Genomic DNA, 18504 nt, shown 5'->3' with positions numbered 1-18504 from the left:
AATTAAGCAAGAAGATAAAAAAGTAATAATGAAGATTCCTGAAAACCTTTTGTACACCGAAGATCATGAATGGGTGAGATTAGAAAATAATATAGCATATATTGGAATTACGGATTTTGCCCAGCATGAATTAGGAGATATTGTTTATGTAGAAATTGAGACTCTGGGGGAAAACCTGAAACAGCATGAAGTATTTGGAACTGTTGAAGCCGTGAAAACAGTATCTGACCTCTTTTTACCACTTGCCGGGGAAATATTAGAAATTAATCCAAAATTAGAAACAAATCCTGAATTGGTAAATACTGATCCTTATGGAGAAGGCTGGATGATTAAAATTAAAATTGCGAATCTTTTTGATATTGAAGGATTGTTAAGAGCTGATTCGTATTCATCCTTAATAGCAGGATGACCAATATGAAAACTATAAGATTAAAGAAGACAGCATTTAATGTAATGCATCATGCTCTGGGAGCTAAAATGGTTGAATATGCAGGATATGAAATGCCTGTTCAGTACAAAGGAATAACCCATGAGCATGAAATTGCAAGAAAAGGAGTCGGAGTTTTTGATGTTTCCCATATGGGAGAGATCTCGGTGCAGGGAAAAGGTTCTTTGGAACTCGTTCAGAAAATCACTTCAAATGACGCCTCAAAGCTTTATCCGGGAAAAGTGCAATACAGCTGTATGCCTAATGATACAGGTGGAATTATTGATGATTTGTTGGTCTATAAGATTAGCAAAAACGATTATCTGCTGGTAGTTAATGCTTCTAACATACAAAAAGATTTGGAATGGATTATAAGGCATAATTCTTTTGGGGCAGAGGTAACTAACATTTCCGATTCGGTTTCTTTATTGGCTGTCCAGGGACCAAAATCAGTGGAGGCTTTACAGAAACTGACTGATATCAACCTAAAAAAGATGGAGAGTTATACCTTTACTATTGGGGAGTTTGCCCATATTCCCAATGTATTGATCTCCGCAACGGGATATACAGGAGAATCCGGATTCGAGATTTATGTAGAGAACAGGTATGCCGCTCATTTATGGGAAACCATTTTTGAGGCTGGAAAAGATTTAGGTATTGAGCCCATTGGACTGGCAGCAAGAGATACTTTGCGTTTGGAAATGGGGTATTGTCTGTATGGAAATGATATTAATGAATTTACGTCGCCATTAGCAGCAGGTTTAGGCTGGATAACAAAATTTACCAAAGATTTTATCCATAGTGGATTTTTAAGAATTGAAAAAGAAAAAGGTACCACTGAGAAACTGGTTGGTTTTGAAATGGTAGAAAAAGGAATTCCCCGCCATGGCTATGAAATCTGGGATAATAAACAGCAGATCATAGGAATGGTTACCTCTGGAACAATGTCTCCTACGCTAAATAAAGCAATAGGAATGGGATATATTTCTGTAGAAAATTCTAAAGAAGGAGAGGATATTTATATTGGTATTAGAAATAAGCCGGTTAAAGCTGTTATTGTGAAAACTCCGTTTATAAAAAAATAATACCCGTAAACTATTTGATGTATTATATGCTTGTTTCCAAAAACCTTTATTATACAGAAAACCATTTGTGGTTTAGAAAAATTGGATTGCATGATTTCTGCATGGGGATTACTGATTATGCTCAAAAGGAAATTGGAGAGATCCATTTGATTGAATTTACCATGCAGAAAAATTTGATAGGAAAAAACGATTCTTTTGGTGTCGTTCACGGAATTAATATGAGTTTTGAACTGATCGCTCCCTGTAGTTGTAAAATCATGGAAACCAATCAAAATTTAAATTTAAAGCCTTCTCATATCAATATAGATCCTTATGGCTGCTGGTTTTTGATTTTTTCAACCCATCATTCTATGAACGAATTTTTAACACATAAACAATATATACAAATAACCCAATGATTTTTAAACAGCTCAGACAGAATGTTGATGTGAAGGATTCTGTTTTTAATGAATTATATCCGGAGCATATAAAAGCAGTTGCCGAGAGACATTGGACTCCTGTTGCTGTTGCCAGAATGGCTGCTGCATATTTAGCTGAAGAGCCTGGAGTAAAAGTTTTGGATATTGGAGCGGGTGCCGGAAAGTTTTGCCTGGTAGGAGCAGCTTCTACGAATGGTTTTTTTTATGGGGTGGAACAAAGAGCTTCGCTTATCAGAATATCAAGAAAAATTGCTAATAAACACGATATCACCAATGTAGAATTTATACACTCCAATATTGATGAAATCAGTTTTTCTGATTTTGGAGCATTTTATTTTTTTAATCCTTTTTTTGAAAATATTGATACTTCATTTCCCATTGATGATACTATAATTCCAGAGAGAGACTTATATGATGTTTATTCAAATTATGTCAAAGAACAATTAGATAAAACACCTGTAGGAACACGCTTAGTTACCTATTGGAGTAAATGGGACGAAATCCCAAGAAATTTTGAGCTGGTGGACTCTGCCTGTAATGGATTTCTAAGTTTTTGGAGAAAAATGTCCTGAATACTTTTGTTATTGAATACTTAATTTTATTTTGTACCTGTTCACAATATCCAGCAGTACATTCGTGGAAAGATCACTGAAAAAGCAAAGGAAAGATGATTTCCGTCAATTAGGTTTTGAACATTCACAGTAATTGAAAAATGGTCAGGGTTCAAACAGGGCTTTTATCTGTAGAGTTCAGAAATTTATTCGATAGATTTAATCAAATTAAGTACAGAGGGCGTATAATAATTATTCGAAATACTATTGATACCATACAATGAATGTTTATATTTGGTAACAGATAGTTTTATAAGCTTGAAAACTGGCAGGAAAATGTTTCAGGTCATATTCATTATAAAACACAATCAAAAAACTACAACAATTTAAACCCCGACATGGAAACCCAAATAACAGAAGTAAACCGTATTATAGATACTTATCTGAACTTTGAATTCCTTTCAGCTATTGATGAAGGGCAATATAAAGAGACTGTCATTGAATTTTTTAAAAATATGGACCAGTTAAAAGCCAGAGGATTAGATAAAAATGATGAATTCATCCGATTTATCAATGAAATATATTATGATAGGTCCGAAAAATTTGAAGAACATCCTGTTTATGAAGAACGGATTCAGACGGTCTTTTCAGAAATAACAGAGTATTGCTCTCCTCCTTATTTTTGGACAACACCATTAGAGGTATATCTTAAAAACAAATGGGGATTATTGGTAAATGATGATATATAACCATAATCTGAACAAGGCTGAAATCATATGTTAGGCTGGAAGATAGCCCATGAACAGTATACAGATTATGTAATTTGAAATTAAAAATTTGTTCAGCCAATATTTCTCATAAAATCTTCTTATAAACTTTTAGAAAATTTGTATATTTGCCCAGCAAAAAAAAGAAAATGATATTATCTAACTTAAAAAAAGGAAAGAAACAGAACTTACGTCGAACGTCGTGAGTCATTTTCCTATTGGTTAGAAACGAAATACATCAGGAGTTTGTCATCACGACAAGCTCTTTTTTTTGAAGATTATTTTAACAATTTAACATATTATGAAAGTACTAAAATTTGGGGGGACTTCAGTAGGAAGTCCGGAAAGGATTGAACAGTTATTACCTATTATCAGATCTCAGGCAGCGGACAAGCACCTGGTTGTTTTATCAGCCGTTTCCGGTACTACAAACGATTTGGTAAAATTATCAGAGCTGTATGAGAGCAAGGATATTGATGCAGCCTACAAACATATTGATGTACTGTATGAAAAATATAAAAAATTTGTAAACGAATTATTTAAGACCGAAAAAGGTATATCGGAAGCTTTAGCTTTTATTGATAAAATTTTTGATCTGTTTTATCAGTTCAAAAATAAAAATTTCACTCCCGATGCAGAACGTATTATACTTGCGCAAGGTGAAATTATTTCAACAACCCTGTTTCACTTACACTTAAAGGAAAAGGAAATCTCTTCTGTATTATTATCAGCATTGGATTTCATGTTGATTGATGAGGACAAGGAGCCCGATATTGATTTCATCAGAAAGCATGCAGGCCTTGAGATTGCAAAATATCCGGAAGAAACCTTATTTATCACCCAGGGATATATATGCAGGAATGCTCAGGGTGAAATTGACAATCTGCAGAGGGGAGGTTCTGATTATACCGCTTCATTACTGGGAGCAGCATTGCAGGCCGATGAAATCCAGATCTGGACAGATATTGACGGTTTCCATAATAATGACCCGAGATACGTTCAGAATACCAGATCTATTGCCAGACTCAGCTTTGATGAAGCTGCAGAGCTGTCATACTTTGGAGCTAAAATCCTTCACCCTCAAAGCGTTTTCCCTGCAAGAAAATATAATGTTCCTGTAAGGTTACTGGATACCATGAATCCAGAGGCAGCCGGAACATTGATTTCGGGAGAAACGACCAACCAAAAACAGATTGTAGCCATTGCAGCAAAGGATGGAATCACAGCAATCCGTATTCAATCTTCCCGTATGCTGATGGCGTATGGTTTTCTGAGAAAGGTTTTTGAAGTTTTTGAACGTTACAGGACTCCCATAGATATGATTACTACTTCTGAAGTAGCTGTTTCCCTTACCATTGACCAGACGGATTACCTTTCTGAAATTGTAAGGGAATTAGAAGTTTTTTCAGCAGTTGAAACTGATAATGAGCAATCTATCATCTGCATTGTGGGGGATTTCAGAAAAGAAAACCACGGCTATGCAACCATCGTCTCTGAAGCGGTAAAACATATCCCGATACGTATGATCTCCTATGGGGGAAGTGAAAATAATATTTCATTATTGGTTCCTTCTGTTTACAAGATAGAAGCCTTAAGATCCCTGCATAACAGGTTGTTTTAGAAACCGGCAGTGGGAGAAGAACAAAACTATAAAAACACCTGTAAGCAGTTTTATTTATCAGAATTGATATAAACAGTTTTAAAATAGTGTATTAATTTCATTATACCAACACAAATGCCCGGAGCTTCATATCCACGGTATCTGGCGGAAAAAGCATATTTTATGTTTTTTCCGTTTTTTATTTTATAACCTTCTTGTAATGTAACGGTATTCTGGTTTATATTTGATCTTCCAATCGGTGACGAACCTTACACAAAGGATTTTCGAATATTATCTCTTGAATCTGAAAACTTGCTGAATTTTAATGCGTATGAATAAACTGATTATATTTCTGCTGTTCTTCTTACATACTTTTTTCTTATACGGACAGGAAAAAAAAGATTCACTTTATTATAAAATAGAAGAGTTTTCTGATCAAAGAAAAATAACCAAATTCATTCACCGTTTGATATTCCGCCGGGAAGCGGATTCCACTTCGGTTAAGTCCAGGATTGAAAAGCTGCCACAGGCCCTCTATAACAAAAAATATATCAGGAAGATCCGAATAGAAACCATTGACCCGTTCGGATATGGCTCAAAAGACACTAAAGAACAATCCAGATGGTATGACCGGATGGCCAATCATCTTCATTACAATACAAAAGTATCTACAGTTAATAATTATCTGCTTTTTCATGAAGGTGAGGAGTATAATGCCCAGAAGCTCTATGAATCTGAACGTCTGCTCAGAACAATGCCCTTTATAAACAGGGTACATATCAACGTTTCAGATGTGAATTCCGGCAGGGATTCTATTGATGTTATTGTAAAAGTTCTTGATTCCTGGAGCTTAAAACCCAGGCTGAGTTATTCAGGAAGTAAGATAGGTTTGGGTGTTACAGAAGAAAATGTCTTGGGCCTGGGGCACGATTTCAGTTTCCTTTATAGAAATGATTCTAAAGAAAAGCAAAATTATCTTCTGGGAAGCTATACTGCCTATAATCTTTTTGGCACCTATATCAATGCACAAATCCTTGGGGAACGTGATTTTTTTAAAAATGAAAGAGTCGGTTTCAATATCAGAAGAGATTTTTTTTCGCCCCTGACCAAGTGGGCTGGAGGCGTTAATTTTGAGTATTTTATGCGCAATGTATTGCTTCCCACAGCTTCTGATATAGCGTTTCCGGAGGTTCAGATCAAGGTATATAGCCAGGATGTGTGGGGTGGTTACCAGATTCCGGTTTCATCTGATCCTAATGAGAAAGTTTCCGGTAATATTGCAGTAACAGGAAGATTTCAGAATTATCAATACAAAGACAGTCCGGGAATTGACCGTTATCAGTATTTTAGCTCTTATAGCAGTTTCCTGATGTCTGTCGAATTTATCCGCAGAAATTTTTCGATTCTGAAAAATATCTTCCAATATGATTTACCGGAGGATATTGCGTACGGTAATTCGGTCAGTTTCACAGCCGGAGGGTTATCAAGGAACAATGAGGTAAAACCTTATGCAGGAATTTCTGCATCGTATGGCAGTTTTACAAAAGCAGGATATTTTAATATCAAAGCTCAATTCGGAAGGTTTTTTAATGAAGATAACAAAAACCGGGAATCTTTTCGTCTGGACGGTACCTATTTTACCAACCTTATGGATTGGAAATTTGCCTCAGTCAGACATTTTTTTTCACCAACCCTGGCATTGGGAAACCCTCAGCATAATTACTCATATAAGGACAGGATAAACCTTTCCTCTGCAGATGAATTTCCAGTATATAATCAGGATTATATCGGTACTAAAAAACTGGTATTAAGGTATCAGCTTCAAATGTTTATCAATAAAACCTGGAAAAATTTTCATTTCAGCCCCTATTTAACAGCTGCAGTCGGTTGGTTGGGAATGCCTGATGATAAACTTCTGAAAACAAAAACAAATATGAAAATAGGGATTGGAGTTTTAATTAATAATCCGTTTCTGGTTTTCAACAGGATTCAGGTGTCTTTCACATATTATCCCCGTGTTCCTTTTGATAATAATTCTGTTTTTGATTTTAACAGTAACCGGAATAATCTTTTGCCAATGAACAGTTTTTCTACAGATATTCCTCACTTTGTAAATTTTGGGAACTGATAAGAGCATCCGGAATAATTTAAATTTGTTATTAAAGTGAGACCTGTAGAATAGAATCATGTTCTTCATTACCATTTTTGGCCATTCATTTATAGAAGTTTATTTGTTTATACACAAAGTATTTATTGCTGTTGTCATTATTTCAAGAAAGCAAAGATGGGATCGGTTTTCAATCGATTGGATGAAGTTGAGGTCTCCCTGTATCTAGCAAAAACCGGAGCATTTAATACTCCGGCTTATATTAATACAAAATACTTTTCTGTGTTATTTCTATTCCTTTATCACCTTTTCAGACAATGAGGTTCCATCCGAAAACTGTACATTCAGAATATAGGTGCTCTCCGGAAACGCTGAAAGATCAACTTTGTCTGATGTGGTTGTTAAGATCATCCTTCCTGCCATATCAAATATGGTAACAGATTTTATAGGCTTACTCGTTTTGATATTAACTTCTCCTTTTGAGGGATTAGGATAAATCCCGGACTGCTGTATTCCCGTTTCTCTGGTGCTCAGCAGGTCCGTATCATAATATCTGGCAAAGACACCATTTGATCCGGATAAGCTATAGCCAATAACTACATTTTTGCTGTCCTGGGTAAAAGCAAGATCAAGATAATAGTTGACAGCTCCCGCAGAGAGTCCTTCTGTTCCTACAGTAATCCAGCTGCTGCCATTAAATTTTTTCACTGTAGCTTTTCCATTGTTACTGCCGTCTGCATAACCAATATAAGGGGTTCCGTCCGGTGCTATGGCAAGTTTGGTATACACAGCACTGTCTGGTGAAAATTGGGCTGTACCTACTGTCTGCCAGGTATTTCCGCTATATTTCATTACAGTGGCTTTTCCAATGCTTCCGAAATCAGAATACCCGATATAGAGCGTACCGTCCTGTGCTATGACAAGACTTGTATAGTAGGATGTAGGATCTACGGAAAATCCTTCTGTTCCTACCGTAACCCAGTTAGTTCCGTCAAACTTTTTAACAGTAGCTTTGCTGTTACTGTTTAAGTCCATATATCCTGTGTAAAGCGTGCCATCCTGGGCAATGGCAAGACTGGTATAGTAAGCTCCCCCTGTGGATATAATTCCGGAACCCACCGCAACCCAGCCGGTTCCGTTAAATTTCATTACCGTTGCCTTATTGCTGTTGCTTATATCGGAAAAGCCAATATAAGGCGTACCATCAGGAGCAATCACCAGACTTGTATAGATTCCGATACCCGAAGAAAAGCCGGGAGTGCCTACCGTTTCCCAGGAGATTCCGTTAAACTTCTTTACTGTTATTTTGCCTGCATACGCATAATCCTGATAGCCTATATAGAGTGTGCCATCCGGAGCAGTAGCCGAACTTAACTGAGAAATAGCCCCTTCTGAAAACCCTATTGTACCTACCGTCTCCCAGCTTGTACCGTTAAACTTTCTCACAGTGGCTTTGTTATTATGATCATAATCCCGATAGGCAAAATAGATCTGGTCGTCAGCTCCTATAGTGAGACTCGTGACATCAGAGGTGCCGAAAGAAGGCTGATTCAGGTCATTGGGGCCAAGAGGCTGCCAGTCATTAGTCTGTCCATATAAAGAATAAGACAAGACAGAAAAGAGCAGAAGAAGCATCTGCTTAAAGAATAATGGTTGTTTCATGGATTAAAAGTTTGCTTTAAATATACATAAAAAGGTGCATAAAAAAGCACACGAATCCTTCCCCTCAGAAAAATAATCTTTCAGATTTACATTACGAGGGCTTTTGATAGATTTACACCCATACCTTTAAGTGCTGCATAGGTCAGCTTATCCATTGATGCACCTTCAAAATTAATGGTTTGAAGACTTTTGTAAAACTTATTGGTAAGGGCAAAGGTCGGGCGGAAAGAAACATTTCTTAAAGTTGCCCCTTTAAAAGAAGTATTTTTTAGAGAAGCGTTATCAAACTTTACATTTATAAAAGTAAATCCTTCAAAACAAAGTCCGTCCATATCTGAAGCCTTAAAGTCTACGCCGTTAAATTCACAGTTTTCGAATATCGTTTTCCTCAGATCGGTTGCTTTTAGTTTTGAATCAATGAATCTGGTTTCTGTAAATTTTGCCCCGCTGAGTTCCGATGCAATAAATTCGGTACGTATAATAATGGTCTGGAAGAATTCCGCATCCGTAAAATTACTGGCGGTAAGCGTGCAGTCGGTCAGGTTTGTTCCCTTAAAATTACTTCCCCGCACATCACTGCCTTTAAAGGCACTACCTGTAAGGTCTGCTTCCGAAAAATCAGTGCGTTGAAGATTACTGCCGAAAAATTTTCTTTTCGGAGCAACAACTCCGGAAAAATCAGTTTCTGCAAGGGCACTACCATTAAAATTGGTCAGGAGATACCGCTCTTCAGGAGATTCTGCATTTTCCCGTAATGTTGCTCCCGATATCGGAGCAGCAGGTAAATTTTCAGATAAATGTTGATTCCCTGAAAAATAATTAAGATCTACCCTGAAGATCTCTGAAAGTTTATTAATGGTAAAAAAGTCAGGAACAGATTCTCCCCGTTCCCATTTCCCAACCGCCTGCGGACTGATAAACAGAAGCTGGGCAAGCTGTGCCTGGGACATATTATTTTCTTTTCTTGCGCTGGCAATTTTATTGCCTAATACTTTTAGATCCATACATGCTGTCTTTTAATTGATTTGACAGGACAAAGATAGTCAGAGGCATTCACCGGCTAAGCACATAAACAGACACTTCTGGTTGTAATACCGCTATTTATAGTTGTATTATACAACTCCTGGTTGTATTAAGTGTTTCCAGGATGGTACCGGCGAAAAAATTAAGCTCGGCCCATATTTAATGTACAACAGTTACAAAAGAAGAGGGTAAATAATATTATGGTCAGAAAACACGAACAATGCCCGTGACTGTATTATATCAGTAATCTTAATTAAGCTGGTAATTGGCAATGACCAGACCTAAAATGAAATGAACATAATCCTGCTCAACTTCTTTTCTGTTGATCAGTTTGTTTTTATACTCATACGAGCTCAGTCTTCTGCTTAATTGCTGATAGGTTTCGAAATTATCACCTTTAATTTTTACCCTTATATTACCATCTTTCCTTTTGATGATCTCATCATCTAAAGTTCTGACTTTAAACAGTGCTTCACACAGGGTTAAACGGGACTTTACTGATCCGATATATCTTTCTACGATATTAATTTTGAATGAATCAAACAGGATCGTATTAAAAACAATTTTAGAGTTAGGCTCCTGAGTATTAAGCTCAAGCTTGTAGTTCATTAATTTAAATTTTGGTAAAGATAAGTTTAATTATGTTAAATATCGGTGTATTTTTAATAGATCGTTACCATAATAACGATTGAATTTATTCAGTTCATCTAAAAATCCACGGTGAAAAGATAAAGCTTTTATTTATAACTATAAAATATTTTAAATAGAACATGTTGATTTTAAATGAAATCCCTGTGGAACTTGTAAAAAACTGCTGTATGGAAATGTGAGAAAATAACCCGTTTATTGATGAAGACTAAATATAAAAACAGAAATTTTTTCTGACCTTTATTTTTTTCATCCTCAGCATTTACGTAATTTTATTCTCTGTATAACAGAATTTATATTAATATCAATACAATGGAAAGATATCATTATGGAATGATCGGCCTTGGAGTGATGGGCAGGAATCTTCTTTATAATATTGCTGAGAATGGTTTTTCAATTGCAGGATTCGATCTTGATGAAGAGAAGGTAAAAGAACTGGAGGAGGGTACTGCTTCGGGAATGAAAGTAAAAGGGGCGCTTACCCTGGAAGACTTCGTAGAGACATTGGAAACTCCCAGGAAAATTATCCTTATGGTTCCGGCAGGGAAACCTGTTGATGCTGTCTTAGATAATATTACACCGCTTTTGAGTAAAGGAGACATCGTTATTGATGCAGGAAATTCTTATTTTATGGATACCAACAGGCGTATTGCTGATTTGTCATCTAAAGATCTTCATTTTATGGGAATAGGGGTATCGGGAGGTGAGAAAGGAGCGAGAACAGGACCCAGTATTATGCCTGGAGGTGATGTGGAAGCTTTCCATCTTCTTAAGCCGATGCTGGAAGCCATATCAGCAAAAGTTAACAATGAGCCCTGTACTGCCTATATGGGGAAAGGTTCAGCAGGAAACTATGTGAAAATGGTCCATAATGGGATAGAATATGCGATCATGCAGCTCATCAGTGAAGCCTATGACCTTCTGAAAAGAGGAGCAAAATTAAATAATGATCAGCTTTATGAAGTTTTCAAAGAGTGGAATAATGGTGAAATGAACTCGTTCCTGATCGAGATTACCAGAGATATCTTCCAGCAGAAAGATTCTTTAACGGATAACTATCTTGTAGATCAGATTCTAGATAAAGCAGGAGCAAAAGGAACCGGGAAATGGACTTCAGAGCAGGCTATGGAGATCGGAGTTTCCATCCCTACCATTGACACTGCGGTTACATCGAGGATTCTGTCTGCTTATAAGGAAGAAAGAGTTCAGGCCTCCCGGCTGTATACCGGAAAAGAGATTACAGATCCGGAGGATATCAGTCTGTTTATAAACGAAGTAGGAGACGCACTGTTTCTGGCAACACTGATCAGTTATGCCCAAGGTTTATCTTTACTGGTAAAAGCTTCTGAAGAATATGGTTTCGGAATTCCGTTGAAAGATGTTGTGAAAATCTGGAGAGGAGGATGTATTATCCGTTCCGTATTGCTTGAAAAATTTTATGCTGCATATACCAGAGATCCGAACCTTTCCAATATCTTACTGGATCCTGAGATTTCAGAGCTTGTTAAATTAAAGATCAAAGGGTTGAGAAAAACTGCAGGATATGCAGTTGCAAATGGTATCTCAAGTTTAGGAATTCAGACTGCTTTAGGATATTTTGATGCATATTCCACGGAATCCCTGCCGGTGAACCTTATTCAGGCACAACGGGATTATTTCGGAGCTCATACCTATCAGCGGATCGACAGGGAAGGAGTATTCCATACTTCATGGCAAAGTGTAAACAATTAAAACCTGGCGAAAAATGAATCAAAATAAAATCTTGCAGCCAACTACAATTATTATTTTTGGTGCTACAGGAGATTTGGCGAAAAGAAAACTTTTTCCCGCGTTTTATAATCTGTACATTGATGGGAGAATGCCAAAAGGATTTAATATTGTTGCATTAGGAAGAGCAGATCATACCGATGAATATTTCAGGAATTATATCAGGGAAAACCTTGAAAATTTCTCCAGAAAAAAAGTAACTCCGGAAGATTGGGCAGGTTTCCAGGCCCATATTACCTATTTCCGGCATCAGCTGGATCAGGAAACGTCCTATATTGAGCTTTATCAGAAGTTACAGGAATTTGACACGATTTACGGAATGAGAGCGAACCGGCTATTCTACCTGTCTATCGGCCCCAATTTTATCTCAACGATTTCGAACCATATCAAAAATGCATCACTGGCTTCTGACCCCCAGAAAGACCGTATTATCATTGAAAAACCTTTTGGACATAACAAACAGTCTGCAATAGAGCTGAACAGTCTTCTGGCACAAACTTTCGAAGAAGAGCAGATCTACCGTATTGATCACTATCTGGGAAAAGAAACAGTACAGAATATTCTGGCATTCAGGTTCGGGAATTCTATTTTTGAACCCTTATGGGATCATAAATATATCGAATCGGTCCAGATCACAGTAGCTGAAGAAGTTGGGGTTGAAACAAGAGGAGCATTCTATGAACAGACCGGAGCTTTAAGAGATATGATACAGAATCATCTGTTGCAGATTTTATGCATGGTAGCAATGGAGCAACCTGCTTCACTGGCTTCAGGTGAAATCAGAGACCGTAAAGTAGATGTGCTTAAAGCTATCAGGAGAATTTCGCCTGATCAGGTAGATCATTATGCCGTGCGTGGGCAGTATGGGGAGAATATGGCAGATGGTGTAGGAGCAAAGGGCTATAGACAGGAAGACGGAATTGCTGAAAATTCAAATACCGAAACATTTGCCGCTATAAAATTCTATCTTGATAATGAGAGATGGCAGGATGTACCGTTTTATGTACGTACCGGAAAAAAAATGAAAGAAAAGCATTCTTATATTACCATTCAGTTTAAACCGCTTCCCCAGTCTACTTTTTCAGGGAGTCCGCATCTGCTGTCTGCAAACAGGCTGATTATCAATATTCAGCCGCTTATGGATATCAGGCTTCAGTTTATGACCAAAAAGCCGGGACTTTCACTGGACCTGCAGCCGGTAGAAATGATCTTTGATTATTTCGCCTGTCAGGAAGATACACCGGAAGCGTATGAAACATTATTGCTGGATGCCCTTTTGGGTGATCTTACTCTGTTTATGCGTTCAGATCAGGTAGAAGAGGCATGGGATGTAGTCACTACAATTCAGGAAGCCTGGGAAAGTAAAAAAGATCCGTCTTTTCCAAATTATGAAGCAGGAAGCTGGGGGCCTAAAAGCAGTTATACGCTCGTGGAAAGACAGGGACATCACTGGGTGTAAAAGTATCAATTAAAAAAATAAGAAATGAATATTACGGTATTTGAAGATTTAGATAAACTATACAGAAAAGCAGCTGATACATTTGTAGATCTTGCCAAAGAATCAATACATAAAAATAACCGTTTTGTGGTCGCACTGAGTGGCGGATCATCTCCCAAAGCTATCTTTACATTACTGGCGACTGCAGAATATGCAGAAAAAATAGAATGGAACAAAATCTATTTTTTTTGGGTTGACGAGCGTTGGGTTCCTTTGGATCATGAGAAAAGCAATGCCCGTATGACTTTTGAAACACTTCTTAACCGGGTTCCGGTAAGCAGGGATCATATTTTCCCGATGTATAAGGATGGAGTACTTCCTGAAGATTATGCCGGAGCGTATGAGATGCAGATCAGAAAAATACTGGGTAATGAAGGTGTTTTTGATTTTATTCTTTTAGGAATGGGAGATGATGGACATACTGCATCTTTGTTTCCGGGGGAAAATGTTTTGGACGAAAAAGAAAAATGGGTTTCCGCATATTATCTGAAATCTCAGGATATGTTCAGGATTACTTTGACGGCACCGCTGATCAATAAAGCTGAAAATATATTGGTGGTTGCATTTGGTGAATCTAAAAAGCATGCTCTGAATGAAGTTCTTAACGGAGCTTACAATCCGGCATTGTACCCAATGCAGCTTATTAATCAAAAAGAAGGGTTTCAGTTTTTCACGGATGAAAAAGCAAAAGGCTAAAAAAGTTTAACAGGTAAAAAACGATTATAAATAAAGGCTTTCGGAAATATTTCTGAAAGCCTTTATTTTATAATTGAAAATTATTCCTGCATTGCCTCACCGGCCTTCCTGTAGATGAAGTTCCCATAAATATGCCTTCTGGCAAAACGGCTTGGAGAATCAGCATTTACCATTTTGATGTACGTATTTCTCGGGACCCCTATATATTCATACATCTTCCCGTTCAAATGCTGTATGTTCAGAATCTGCTTCTCAAAATAGAAATCCTGAATATTGGATTTTGTGATCGTCTCAGTATATTCTTCCTTATATTTTTCCTGGGTCTCAGGATTAATGCTCACCAAAAAATGGTAAGCCTCTATGACCGCCTTGCTTTTTTCTTCAGCTTCCAGCTTTCCGGCTTCATCATTTATAAACTTATCAGGATGAGAATCCTTCATTGTATTTCTGTAGATGGTCTTTAATTCTCTTAAAGTAACATTTTTATCAACCCCAAGAAGCTTTCTGTGCTCACCAACTCTTTTCATAATTTGATCCTTATTTTCGGGGTGCAAAATTAGGTAATTATATTTAAATAAAACTATAATGTATTCATTGTTAGTCTGTTTTTTGCACGTAGAGCAATAAGTATACATGTATAATTTAAAAAATGAGTATATATTCGGATACCAGAAGCTTGTACAGGTTAAAAAGAAGAAGAAAATTGCTGCTTTTTTATTGAACAGCGGTAGACTTTTGTCTGTAGCTTTTTATTTTTCCTCTGAAAAATGTCATTTTTTAGCATTTTAAAGCTTATGGTTTTACATGTAAGCGTTTGCTTTTTAATGCTTTATGAAATTGTACAAACAATATTACAATTTGTCAGTATAATTTTTTACATTTTTTTAGGACTAATTTTAAAACTGTTGATAGATTTACTATGACAAAAGTTTAATATGTTTTTTAAAATATTGCATATGAACTTTTGAGATGAATATTTACAATTATTATTTAGATTCAAATATTCCTAATTATACTCCTATGTTTTTTTACAGATCAAAGCTGTAGATGATACAAAAAATACAGATTGGTGAAAAAAGATCATCTATCGTCTGAAGCAGCTTACTATTGAGAAGGATTTTCCTTCTCAATGATCTGTGAAAAAAATCTGCACAGTTTCCCTCCGGTTTCTCTGATAAGTAATTTGTTGATAAACAGAAAAGCTTCTCAAATCATTGAAGGAATCTTATAGTAAAATAAGCAACAGTATAATGCTTTCTGCGGATTGCATGTTTATTTTTTTACTCTTATTATATTTGCAAAAAATGATTTCTATGAAAAATATGATAAGCATGATCTTTATCTGTGCATCATCAATTTTATCTGCACAAGCAGGTATTAACACCCAAACCCCTAAAGCTACTCTTGATATTACTGCCAAAAAAGAGGTATTGACTATTGATGGATTACTGCCTCCAAGATTGACACTCGCTGAACTTACAGAAAAAGGAAATACTTTATATGGTATGGATCAGGATGGAACAATACTCTATATTACCAATGTTTCAGGAGGAGACAGGTTGAGCCAGAGAGAATATATAGAAAGTAAAGGTCTTTATATTTTTGATGCAGAAGCAGCCGGTAATCAGGGACGTTGGATGTGCTTATTTTGCTATGGCGTATTATGATAAACGTTTCCTGATATTCAAATTTATTACTAAGGAGATTGCTGTCAGGCAATCTCTTTCATATGCTGAGCTCTGATGTACCATAACCGTATTTTGCAGCATTTTATTTTTGTAATAAAAAAACAGCATCATTAGAAACCTAATGTGCTGTTCACAGTTCGTGTTTTTACCTAGTTTCGGTATTCGAATTAATTTTCTGGTTATTGCAACAGCTCATTTGCCGTTTTAATAACCTCATCACCATTATGTCTTCATCGTTTCTCCACTACTTCATCTTCTCACTCTTTTGAAGCAATTTTGAACCGGGGAACCCTTCTGTCAGGCTATATCAGTTTTTTACAACTTTAAAGATTGTTAAGTTTACTGTTGTTTTTACCTGAGTCCGGAATTCATTTTTTTCCAATTCAGATGATGTTTTTTTATGTATTACATGGTTTAGTTTTTGCAAATATACAAAATAAGACACTTAGTAGTGTCTAAAATAATAAAAAATTTCATAAACTTGTATTACCGAATATTTAATCATGGAAAGAAAATCAGCAGCAGGCAGTATCCGGAACAAGGAACGTAGCAAAAAAAAATTTTTGGATGCAGTTGGGAAAATTTTAAAAACAAAAGGATATTCCTCGTTAAAGATCAATGATATTGCTTCTGTTGCAGGAGTAGACAAAAAAATGATCTATACTTATTTTGGAGGGATGGACGGTTTGATGGATGAATATATTCGTTCTCAGGATTATTGGAGTAATATAACCCCTGAAAGCTTAATGCCCAGCCCGGAAGATGGAGGCAAGGCATTTGCTGAAAAGTTATTGCATGCACAATATGATTATGTTTTTGGAAATAAGGAGTTACAAAAGCTATTATTGTGGCGGTTGTCCGAATCCAGGAAATCATTAAAAAAAATGACAGAAACGCAGGAAGAAAACGGGGAATTGCTTTTTAAATTTATTGCAGATCCTTATTTTGGTGAACATTCACAGGATTTTCGTGCGATAATGGCGATCCTTATTTCGGGGCTGTATTATTTAAACATGTATTCATCTTTAAATGGAAGTATTTTTTGTGGAATAGACCTGAGTACTGCTGAAGGACGGGATAATATCAAAAAAGCAGTATCTTTTCTGGTAGATGAAACTTATAATAATTTGTAGCTGCCGAAAGTTTGCAGAACCATAATTTGTTTTCACATATTACAGGTGTGTTGTAGCTGTTCCATCTGTAATATTATTTTCTGAATCAAACTTCACAGTAAAAGAAATATCCTGATTTCATAGCTGATAAGCTTTATTCTCTTACTACTGCTATATTTTTAAGATTATAGTTATAGACCATGCTTTGTTAGGGGATGGCAGAATATAGTTGATTGTATAAGTAAGACACCTTTTGGTGTTTAAAAGTACTACAAATTATGTGTGCCTACACTATCTGTTTACGAAAATATGAAGAAATGATATTTATAAAAATGATGATTAAAAAATATAAAGCAACATTACTAAATTTTTAGTAATGCTGCTGGTAGTAATGGTTTACCTGATTCTATATGATAGAATGGTTATTAGTTTGTTCAAATATACAAATAAGACACTTAATAGTGTCTAAAAATCAGAAAAATTTTCTTAAAAATTTGTAATTGATTGTATACCAGCTATTTAATTTTTGTTTTTAAGATGTAGTTTGCTATCAAATTCATTAAAAACATGATATTTGTGGTATATGGCTGGTTGCTTAAGACACTTTGTGGTGTCTAAAATAATAAAAAAAATTCATAAACTTGTATCTCCGAATATTTAATTATGGAAAGAAAATCAGCAGCGGGTAGTATCCGAAACAAGGAACGCAGTAAAAAAAAATTTCTGGATGCCGTTGGGAAAATTCTAAAAACAAAAGGATATGCGGCATTGAAAGTAAATCATATTGCCAAAGTTGCAGGAGTAGATAAAAAAATGATCTATACCTATTTTGGCGGAATGGACGGTTTGATTGATGAATATATCCGTTCACAAGATTATTGGAGTGGGGTGACAGTTGAAAAACTTGAAGAAATGAAGCCGAAAACGGATGATGGAGGAAGATCATTTATTGAACAGATGCTTCTTTCACAGTTTGACTATGTTTATCACAATAAGGAAGCACAAAAATTACTGTTATGGCGTTTATCTGAACCCCGGAAGTCACTAAAAAAACTGACAGATACACAAGAGGAAAACGGGGAATATATATTTAATCTGATGATGGATTCCCGTTTTGGAGAAAACACCGATGTTCTCCGTTCGATAATGGCCATTATGGTTTCCGGGCTATACTATCTGAACATGTATTCCTCTTTAAACGGAAGTATTTTTTGCGGTATTGATATCAATGCTCCGGAAGGAAGAGATAAAATCAGGAAGGCTATCTCTTTTTTAATTGACCAGACCTATGAAAACCTAGGTAACGCTAAAATAATAACGAAGGATGACTAGTCCTGAAAATCTGATACAGATTTAAGTACAAAAATAAATAATTAAACCAGAGTAATTTTACTATTACTTTGGTTTTTGTTTTTATAGGTTTTCATTTTAATTTGTGACTGGTTATGCATTTG

17 protein-coding genes are annotated in these 18504 nt (G+C 36.1%); 13 read left to right on the top strand and 4 right to left on the bottom strand.

The features are described from left to right. Positions 1-28 precede the first annotated feature (28 nt). From gcvH to DRF59_RS19760, 7 genes are all read left to right on the top strand, one after another. Positions 29-409, top strand: a complete 381-nt coding sequence (gene gcvH, locus DRF59_RS19790) for a glycine cleavage system protein GcvH (protein ID WP_115964206.1) — start codon at positions 29-31, stop codon at positions 407-409. Between the two features lie 5 nt (positions 410-414). Further along, positions 415-1512 (top strand): glycine cleavage system aminomethyltransferase GcvT, encoded by a 1098-nt coding sequence (gene gcvT / locus DRF59_RS19785; RefSeq protein WP_115964259.1) that lies wholly within the window; start codon positions 415-417, stop codon positions 1510-1512. Positions 1513-1529: 17 nt separating this feature from the next. Next, a complete protein-coding gene (locus DRF59_RS21315) occupies positions 1530-1910 on the top strand; it encodes a glycine cleavage system protein H (protein ID WP_115964204.1) in 381 nt (126 codons plus the stop codon). Beyond that, complete coding sequence (locus tag DRF59_RS19775; RefSeq protein WP_115964202.1) at positions 1907-2503, top strand: methyltransferase domain-containing protein; 597 nt, start codon at positions 1907-1909, stop codon at positions 2501-2503. The genes DRF59_RS21315 and DRF59_RS19775 overlap by 4 nt, the downstream gene beginning before the upstream one ends. 377 nt (positions 2504-2880) lie before the next feature. Beyond that, a complete protein-coding gene (locus DRF59_RS19770; protein ID WP_115964200.1) occupies positions 2881-3231 on the top strand; it encodes a hypothetical protein in 351 nt (116 codons plus the stop codon). A gap of 319 nt (positions 3232-3550) precedes the next feature. Then, positions 3551-4870: an aspartate kinase gene (locus DRF59_RS19765; RefSeq protein WP_115964198.1), complete on the top strand. Its 1320-nt coding sequence runs from the start codon at positions 3551-3553 to the stop codon at positions 4868-4870. 310 nt (positions 4871-5180) lie between these two features. Then, positions 5181-6977 (top strand): BamA/TamA family outer membrane protein, encoded by a 1797-nt coding sequence (locus DRF59_RS19760; RefSeq protein ID WP_115964196.1) that lies wholly within the window; start codon positions 5181-5183, stop codon positions 6975-6977. A gap of 270 nt (positions 6978-7247) precedes the next feature. Here the strand turns inward: DRF59_RS19760 and DRF59_RS19755 are convergent, their stop codons facing one another. From DRF59_RS19755 to DRF59_RS19745, 3 genes are all read right to left on the bottom strand, one after another. Further along, positions 7248-8618, bottom strand: a complete 1371-nt coding sequence (locus DRF59_RS19755; RefSeq protein WP_115964194.1) for a T9SS type A sorting domain-containing protein — start codon at positions 8616-8618, stop codon at positions 7248-7250. Between the two features lie 86 nt (positions 8619-8704). Then, a complete protein-coding gene (locus DRF59_RS19750) occupies positions 8705-9622 on the bottom strand; it encodes a pentapeptide repeat-containing protein (protein WP_115964192.1) in 918 nt (305 codons plus the stop codon). A 268-nt stretch (positions 9623-9890) separates the two neighbouring features. Continuing rightward, positions 9891-10250: a prevent-host-death protein gene (locus DRF59_RS19745; protein WP_115964190.1), complete on the bottom strand. Its 360-nt coding sequence runs from the start codon at positions 10248-10250 to the stop codon at positions 9891-9893. A 351-nt stretch (positions 10251-10601) separates the two neighbouring features. On the opposite strand from DRF59_RS19745, the gene gndA reads away from it, so the two are divergent. Genes gndA through pgl form a run of 3 tightly spaced genes read left to right on the top strand, consistent with a single transcriptional unit; the run spans position 10602 to position 14250 of the window. After that, positions 10602-12020, top strand: coding sequence for an NADP-dependent phosphogluconate dehydrogenase (gndA, locus tag DRF59_RS19740; protein WP_115964188.1), 1419 nt, complete (start codon positions 10602-10604; stop codon positions 12018-12020). A gap of 13 nt (positions 12021-12033) precedes the next feature. Next, positions 12034-13515: a glucose-6-phosphate dehydrogenase gene (zwf, locus tag DRF59_RS19735; RefSeq protein ID WP_115964186.1), complete on the top strand. Its 1482-nt coding sequence runs from the start codon at positions 12034-12036 to the stop codon at positions 13513-13515. 24 nt (positions 13516-13539) lie between these two features. Beyond that, positions 13540-14250 carry a 6-phosphogluconolactonase gene (gene pgl / locus DRF59_RS19730; protein ID WP_115964184.1) on the top strand — a complete coding sequence of 237 codons (711 nt, stop codon included), beginning with the start codon at positions 13540-13542 and terminating at the stop codon, positions 14248-14250. Positions 14251-14330: 80 nt separating this feature from the next. Here the strand turns inward: pgl and DRF59_RS19725 are convergent, their stop codons facing one another. After that, positions 14331-14777 carry a KTSC domain-containing protein gene (locus DRF59_RS19725; RefSeq protein WP_115964182.1) on the bottom strand — a complete coding sequence of 149 codons (447 nt, stop codon included), beginning with the start codon at positions 14775-14777 and terminating at the stop codon, positions 14331-14333. A 786-nt stretch (positions 14778-15563) separates the two neighbouring features. Here DRF59_RS19725 and DRF59_RS19720 point away from each other — a divergent pair. The 3 genes from DRF59_RS19720 to DRF59_RS19710 all read left to right on the top strand — a co-directional run bounded on the left by DRF59_RS19720 (position 15564) and on the right by DRF59_RS19710 (position 18382). Next, positions 15564-15917, top strand: coding sequence for a hypothetical protein (locus DRF59_RS19720; protein WP_123873718.1), 354 nt, complete (start codon positions 15564-15566; stop codon positions 15915-15917). Between the two features lie 524 nt (positions 15918-16441). Continuing rightward, on the top strand, positions 16442-17071 hold the full coding sequence (locus tag DRF59_RS19715; RefSeq protein WP_115964178.1) for a TetR/AcrR family transcriptional regulator: 630 nt from the start codon (positions 16442-16444) through the stop codon (positions 17069-17071). 642 nt (positions 17072-17713) lie between these two features. Continuing rightward, entirely contained in the window at positions 17714-18382 is a 669-nt protein-coding gene (locus tag DRF59_RS19710; RefSeq protein WP_115964176.1) for a TetR/AcrR family transcriptional regulator, read from the top strand. Positions 18383-18504 lie beyond the last annotated feature (122 nt).

It is taken from the genome of Chryseobacterium flavum (genome assembly GCF_003385595.1).
GTDB lineage: Bacteria > Bacteroidota > Bacteroidia > Flavobacteriales > Weeksellaceae > Chryseobacterium > Chryseobacterium flavum.
The sequence above is the reverse complement of the archived record's forward strand: the minus strand, read 5'-3'. Positions and strand labels throughout refer to the sequence as shown.

Coding starts and splice junctions, on each gene's coding strand:
- gcvH (WP_115964206.1), top strand. CDS start 29: ATGAAGATTCCTGAAAACCTTTTGTACACCGAAGATCATGAATGGGTG.
- gcvT (WP_115964259.1), top strand. CDS start 415: ATGAAAACTATAAGATTAAAGAAGACAGCATTTAATGTAATGCATCAT.
- DRF59_RS21315 (WP_115964204.1), top strand. CDS start 1,530: ATGTATTATATGCTTGTTTCCAAAAACCTTTATTATACAGAAAACCAT.
- DRF59_RS19775 (WP_115964202.1), top strand. CDS start 1,907: ATGATTTTTAAACAGCTCAGACAGAATGTTGATGTGAAGGATTCTGTT.
- DRF59_RS19770 (WP_115964200.1), top strand. CDS start 2,881: ATGGAAACCCAAATAACAGAAGTAAACCGTATTATAGATACTTATCTG.
- DRF59_RS19765 (WP_115964198.1), top strand. CDS start 3,551: ATGAAAGTACTAAAATTTGGGGGGACTTCAGTAGGAAGTCCGGAAAGG.
- DRF59_RS19760 (WP_115964196.1), top strand. CDS start 5,181: ATGAATAAACTGATTATATTTCTGCTGTTCTTCTTACATACTTTTTTC.
- DRF59_RS19755 (WP_115964194.1), bottom strand. CDS start 8,618: ATGAAACAACCATTATTCTTTAAGCAGATGCTTCTTCTGCTCTTTTCT.
- DRF59_RS19750 (WP_115964192.1), bottom strand. CDS start 9,622: ATGGATCTAAAAGTATTAGGCAATAAAATTGCCAGCGCAAGAAAAGAA.
- DRF59_RS19745 (WP_115964190.1), bottom strand. CDS start 10,250: ATGAACTACAAGCTTGAGCTTAATACTCAGGAGCCTAACTCTAAAATT.
- gndA (WP_115964188.1), top strand. CDS start 10,602: ATGGAAAGATATCATTATGGAATGATCGGCCTTGGAGTGATGGGCAGG.
- zwf (WP_115964186.1), top strand. CDS start 12,034: ATGAATCAAAATAAAATCTTGCAGCCAACTACAATTATTATTTTTGGT.
- pgl (WP_115964184.1), top strand. CDS start 13,540: ATGAATATTACGGTATTTGAAGATTTAGATAAACTATACAGAAAAGCA.
- DRF59_RS19725 (WP_115964182.1), bottom strand. CDS start 14,777: ATGAAAAGAGTTGGTGAGCACAGAAAGCTTCTTGGGGTTGATAAAAAT.
- DRF59_RS19720 (WP_123873718.1), top strand. CDS start 15,564: ATGAAAAATATGATAAGCATGATCTTTATCTGTGCATCATCAATTTTA.
- DRF59_RS19715 (WP_115964178.1), top strand. CDS start 16,442: ATGGAAAGAAAATCAGCAGCAGGCAGTATCCGGAACAAGGAACGTAGC.
- DRF59_RS19710 (WP_115964176.1), top strand. CDS start 17,714: ATGGAAAGAAAATCAGCAGCGGGTAGTATCCGAAACAAGGAACGCAGT.